The 5,667-nt window shown below is 69.2% G+C and carries 5 protein-coding genes; 1 reads left to right on the top strand and 4 read right to left on the bottom strand.

Annotated elements, in window-relative coordinates; translation table 11 throughout:
• From VGV13_06295 to VGV13_06280, 4 genes are all read right to left on the bottom strand, one after another.
• Window positions 1-589: PqqD family peptide modification chaperone (locus VGV13_06295; GenBank protein HEV8640691.1), on the bottom strand; the 589-nt coding region annotated here is incomplete at its 3' end.
• Between the two features lie 13 nt (window positions 590-602).
• Window positions 603-2,507: an HlyD family efflux transporter periplasmic adaptor subunit gene (locus VGV13_06290; protein HEV8640690.1), complete on the bottom strand. Its 1,905-nt coding sequence runs from the start codon at window positions 2,505-2,507 to the stop codon at window positions 603-605.
• Window positions 2,508-2,562: 55 nt separating this feature from the next.
• Window positions 2,563-2,946, bottom strand: coding sequence for a DUF3467 domain-containing protein (locus tag VGV13_06285; protein HEV8640689.1), 384 nt, complete (start codon window positions 2,944-2,946; stop codon window positions 2,563-2,565).
• A gap of 87 nt (window positions 2,947-3,033) precedes the next feature.
• On the bottom strand, window positions 3,034-4,284 hold the full coding sequence (locus VGV13_06280; GenBank protein ID HEV8640688.1) for a glycosyltransferase: 1,251 nt from the start codon (window positions 4,282-4,284) through the stop codon (window positions 3,034-3,036).
• A 203-nt stretch (window positions 4,285-4,487) separates the two neighbouring features.
• On the opposite strand from VGV13_06280, the gene VGV13_06275 reads away from it, so the two are divergent.
• Entirely contained in the window at window positions 4,488-5,351 is an 864-nt protein-coding gene (locus tag VGV13_06275; GenBank protein ID HEV8640687.1) for a DUF4344 domain-containing metallopeptidase, read from the top strand.
• The last annotated feature ends 316 nt before the right edge of the window (window positions 5,352-5,667 follow it).

Here is a 5,667-nt window from a genome sequence, read left to right as displayed (position 1 = left end):
CGAGGTTCTGCGGCGCCAGTAGCCGGTCGGTCACATCCCGCGCCAGCTCCGGCCAGTGCACGGCGGCCAGGACGACGGCCGGTCCCACGGCCGCGAGCCAGAGGAGCGCCCCGACCCAGCCGACCAGCGGTCGCACGACGGGAAGGAACAGGCGCAGGAACGGCTCGGGGTCGAAGAGCGGGAACCGCCACGCGAAGGGGCTCAGGAGGCGACTCTGCCAGGCGCGCCGGGACTGCCGCTGCCGCCGCTCCAGCAACTCGGCGGCGTCGGGCGGGACGTCGCACTGGAGAACGTCGGCGGCATGGAGCTGACTGAGGAGCTGAATCACCTCGTCCTGGGTGGGCGCGTCGTCCTCCAGGCGGGCGGTGGCGGCTTCCCACAGCTCCTGCACCGTTCGCCGGCCATCCATCAGACCGATGATCAGGTAGGCCGCCGGCGAAAACCGGTGGAAGCGCTCGGTCGACAAATCCTGAAGCACGTACCACGTCGCGCCTCGGTAACGGTGGCGGTGGATCCGGGCATGGCTCCGCAGCCGCGGCGTGAGCTGGGCCACGCGATACCACGAGGCGCTGAAGAGCGGGCCGCTCATCCGCCGGCGCTCCCTAGGGCAGCCAGCGCCAGAGCGCCAGACGAATCCAATCGATCACCTGGTGAGTCCAGATCCAGATCAAGAGGCGCCGATCGATCTCGATCTTCCCGACACCCTCCATGCCGGGTCGCAGGCGCTCGGGGGCGCTGGCCAGGCGGGCCTCCACCCGGAAGTAGTTCCGACCCTCCCGCGGCGTCGATACAGGCGTGAGCTTCTCCACGGTGAAGGGCAGTGGCTCGTCAGGAAACGCCGACAGCACGAGCCGACCCGGCTGACCAAGGGCGACGTCGGCCACCTCGCGCTCGTCGACTTGGAGGACGACGCGATAGGCGTCGAGCGGCGCCATCTCGAACAGAACCTGCCCGCGCTCCACCGGCGCGCCGAGGGACTGGCTGAGGTCGCCCTTGACCACCACGCCGTTGAAAGGGGCGAGGACGCGCGTGCGCGAGAGCTGAGCGTCGAGCAACGCCAGCTGCGCTTTGGCCTGGTCGATCTGCGCCGCCAGGATGTTCACTTGGGATGCGGCCCGCTTGGCCATGGCCTCGTGGTACTGCTTGACGAGCTGCTCGTGCTGGCTCAGCCACCGGAGCCGCTCGAGCTTCATCTCGCGATCATCGAGCGCGCACAGGACCTGCCCCGCCCGCACGAGATCGCCGGCCCGAACGCGGGCCTCGGCGACGTAGCCGTTGAAGGGGGCGACGGCAGCGCGCAGCACGCCCGCCTCCAGGATCGAGGGCGCGGCCACCCGGTAGTCACCCCGCGCGGTGGCGAAGAACGCGGCGGCCGCCACCAGCGTCACGACAGCGAGCTTGAGAGCGACGTAGCGGGGCCCGATGAGGTGGCCGAGCTGCCGGCGGCCGGCGGCCGCGGCCTTAGCCACCAGCCACCGATCGTCCCGGCGCCGTACCTCGAGCGCGGGGCCAGCCAGCGCAGCCACTCCCTCGCACAGCGCCAATGTCGGGGCATCGAAGGGGCGGTCGGCCGGGCGCTCGAGCGTGAGCGCGCCGACCAGCCGGCCGCCGGCGGCGAGGGGGATCGAGCACGCCGCACCGCCGCCCTGCTGTCGAGCCAGCTCGCCGTGGGCCCGGCTCACGCGCGCCGGCCCGTCCTTCGGCTGGGGGTAGACCACCAGCGCCTGCTGGTCGAGCGCCTCGTCCATGGCGGCCCCGATGGCCCGGATGAGATTCGTCTGCTTCTTGAACTGGGCGCTGTGCGAGACCGCTCGGACGTGAGCGCGCCCGCGCCTGAGGCACCCGATGCTCACCCGGTCGCAGTCCAGACGGGTCGCCAGCGCCGTGGCGAACGCCGTGGCGGCGGCGTGAAAGGTCTCGTGGCCGAGGGCGGTGGCGGTGAGATCGAGGACGCCCTGAAGCCGCTCCCGGGTCGCCCCCTCCCGAGTAGCCTCCTCGCGGCGGATCAGGATTTCAAGCCAGGCGAAGCCCCATTGAAGCTGCCTGAGGACCCCCTGAAGCTGCGGCTCCGGACGGGAGGCGACGTCGAGGACCACGACGCCGTGGAGGCGGCCCGCCACCTCGATCGGGTACGCGACGTCGTAGCGCTCACGACCGCCGGCGTCGCCATCAGCCTCCCGTTTGAGGAGCAGGCCGCGGCGCTCCACCAGCGCCCGCTCGGCCGCCGCCGCGAGGTATTTGAGGTTACGGCGGGGGCTGGGCCAGACGGCGGCGGGCGAGAAGGGGCCACGGTCGGGCGTTCCCAGCAGAAGGAGGCCGCCCGAGACGCCCGCGATCATCCGACACTGAAGCGCGAGCCAGCTCCGGCAGTAGACGTCGACGGTCGAGGCCTCGGCAAACTCGGCCCAGAGCGCGCGCTCGGGGTCCGGTGTCGGCCGGCTCCCTCCGGGATCGCCGGGCTCCCGGCGGGACGAATCACTCCGCAGCCCGAGATCGACGCCCTCCATCCCGGCGACTCAGGTCAGCGCGTCAGCGCGAGGCGGCGATGGCCATAAGGAGCGACTAGGCCCCCGACGACGGGGAGTCCCCGCCGCGGCGGGTGTCGAGGCTCAGCACGCCGAACCGGGATTCGTACTCGCGGACGACGTTGCTGAGGAGCGCGGCCAGCCGCTTGGCCGCGAACGGGCTCAGAATGAGGCGGTCCGTCAGCTGGACCTGCACCTCCGCCTGGCCCCGCTCCCAGGCCTGGTTGATGCCGAACACGAGCACAACTTCTTCGCGGGTGCTGGAGACGTTGCAGACGTTGGCGTAAGAGCTCTTGAGATTCGTGTCGTCCCACCGGATGGTCGTAGGAGCGGTGAGGGGTTGCGCTCCGCCAGTCCGCGCCGTCTGGGCGGCCCCTCCGGTTCGGGGCGAGTCAGCTGTTTCCGTGCGCTCGTTCGTCATCGGCCCCTCCTTCAGCGTGATGTCCCCGCTGGCGGTCCCACGGGGGACGCGATCTTAACCCACTTTAGATGGTGGGCCAACCGCTTTTTAGGACCTCAGCGCACCGAGATGAGGATGCTCCTTCGGGCCCTCCCGCCCCGCGCCGGCCACGCGGCGAAAGAGTTCCCAGTGACGAGGCAAGCTGGCTTCGAGGCTGTACCGGTCCTCCACGAGCGCCCGTCCCGCCGTTCCCAGCTTCCGCCAGGCCGGCGGATCCTTCAGCACCTGGATCGCCTGGCTCGCCAGGCCTTCAACGTCGAAGAACTCCGCGAGGAGACCGGTCTGCCCCTGGCTGATGACCTCCCGGACCGGGGCCACGTCAGAGGCGAGCACGGTGCACTCGCAGGCCAGCGCGTTGAGGAGCGACCAGGAAAGGACGAAGGGCACACTCAGGTAGACGTGGAGATCGCTCAGCGAGAGGAGGTCGGCCAGCTGGCCCGCGGGCACCGTGCCGAGGAAGCGAAAGCGCCGGAGATCGGGCTGCTCGGCGCGCAGGACGTGCTCGCGGAAGCTCCGGGTCTTGATATGGCGCGCATCGTTGCCGTAGTGGATCCGGTCCGATCCCACGACGACGAAGAGCACGTTGGGCACGGCCGCGGCGATTCGGCTGGCGACCCGCATGAAGATGTCGAAGCCCCGCATGGCCTCGAGCCCGCGCGACACGTACGTCACGATCCTGGTGGTCTCGTCCACCCACTCGGCGCCGATCCGGCGGAGGACCGGCCGCCGCTGCCAGGCCGCGGTATCGATGCCGTCGTGAATGACCTCGACCTTGGGGGCCCAGGCGGTGGGCAGAAGGCTCCACTGCCAGCGCGTCGGCGCATAGCCGGCCGCACAGGCTTCAAGGTCGAGCAAGATCATGGCGTTCCGGGCGTGCGCGCGGAGGTACTCGCTCTCCCGCGGCGGAAAGTCGGGTCGGAAGTCCATGTCCGTCCCATGCGGACGGTAGTAGTATTCGAAGTAGCTCACGATTGGACAGTCGTAGAGCTCCTGCAGGAAGACCGTCGAGCCAAACCCGCTGTGGCCGACGATCAGCTGGGGACGCAGCCCCGGGGCCGCCTTGCAGGCCTCGTACACCGCATGGGCGTTCCACACCGCGTTCTCAAAGGTCCGAGAGCAGTAGTGATTGGCTCGGGTCGCCCCACCCCGGAGCGCGTAGCGCAGGCAGCGGATCCCGTCGCGGGGGCCGTCGGCCGTGCGCGAGAGGAACACGCACTCGACGCCGTGGCGGGCGGCCAGGCGGCTCGCGATGTGACCGAACTGAGCCGGAAAATTCGGGTGAACGAAGAGGATCTGCACGCGCCGCGTACTTTGCGGCCGGGTCCACGGCCTGTCAAGGGGCTTTGACAAGGCGACAACCGTATGCTACCAGCGCCACCATGATCACGTGGCGAGCCGCGCTGGTGGTCGGAGCGTGCACGCTTCTGCTCGCAGCGGCGAGCCCAGCGGTCGCCGACACGGCGACCTTGACGACCGACGTTGCGGCTGGAACGTGGAAGGCCTTGAGGTTACGGAATGTCGCGAAGGGCGCCATCCTCTCGGTCGACGTCGAGGTCAGTGGGAGCCTTTCGGTGGCCTTGGTGGATCTCGACAACTACCGGCGCTTCCCCGCGATTGATCGGCCGCTCTTCCGAGGAAGCACCGACACGCTGCTCGCCTTCTCGATCACGGCGCCGGCGACGGGTACGTACTTCGTGGTCTTAGACAATCGCGCTGGCAACGAGCCGCGCGCCGTCGAGGTCACCGTGCGCGCATCAAGCGCGAAGACCACCGAGACCACCCGGGCCGCGCTCGACGCGTTCGAGCGCGATCTCAAGAAAATCTTCGTCTTCGAGCCATTTCCTATCCGGGTCGAGCGATGTGGAGCGCCCCAGGCTTTCGCTGGGCCCGCCGGCATCGTCCTCTGCACCGAGTACGCGGACAAGCTTTACGAAGCGCTACGCGACAGGGCGAAAGCCGGCGACGCGCTGCTCTTCACCCTGTTTCACGAGCTCGGCCACACGCTCCTGGCGCAGTGGAAATATCCATTCTTCGCCGACGAGGATGTCGCCGACGAGTTCGCCACGGCCGTGATGATCATGCTCGGTCAACACGAACGAGTTCGCGCGAAGGCCGAGTTCTTCGCGGCGAACCCGTCGATCGCCGACGCGATTGCCAAGGTGTTTCGGGACGACCGCCACCCCCTGTCCCCGCAGCGCGCCCGCAACATCCTCCGCTGGGCGAAAGACCCCGAACTGGTTCGGAAATGGCAGCCGGTGCTCGTGCCTCACATGCAGAGCGCCCTTCTCGAACGACTGCTGCAGAGGCCTCCATCGTGGGCTGATCGCCAACTGATCGAGAAGGAGCTGGCAGGCCGCGCTCGGTAGCCCGGCCTGTTTTCACTGCCGCGGAGACCCCGGGACAAGTGGGCCGCGGTCCCGATGACCTCTTCTTCGACCTGGGGGATCGGTTTCAGCTGGCTCCAACGACCCGCGGGCGGGGCCAGCGCCGGGGTTGCGATGAGAAATGCAGCCAGTCCGCCGATGAGAGCCGTGACGAGCTGAGCGTGCATACTGGTCCTGCAGTCGTTCTCCCACCCTGCCCGCACCGCCGCTGGCGCCCCAGCCACCCACGAGTGTTACGCGAGCCGTCGCTGCGCGCGACAATCAGCCCGGAGACGGCCGCTGTCAAGTGGCTATGGTC

It is taken from the genome of Candidatus Methylomirabilota bacterium (genome assembly GCA_036001065.1).
Classification (GTDB): Bacteria; Methylomirabilota; Methylomirabilia; order Rokubacteriales; family CSP1-6; genus MNEF01.
This window is presented reverse-complemented; position numbering and strand designations above follow the sequence as displayed.

Excerpts from the sequence above, each read along its gene's own strand:
- VGV13_06285 (HEV8640689.1), bottom strand. The coding sequence starts at position 2,946 with ATGACGAACGAGCGCACGGAAACAGCTGACTCGCCCCGAACCGGAGGG.
- VGV13_06290 (HEV8640690.1), bottom strand. The coding sequence starts at position 2,507 with ATGGAGGGCGTCGATCTCGGGCTGCGGAGTGATTCGTCCCGCCGGGAG.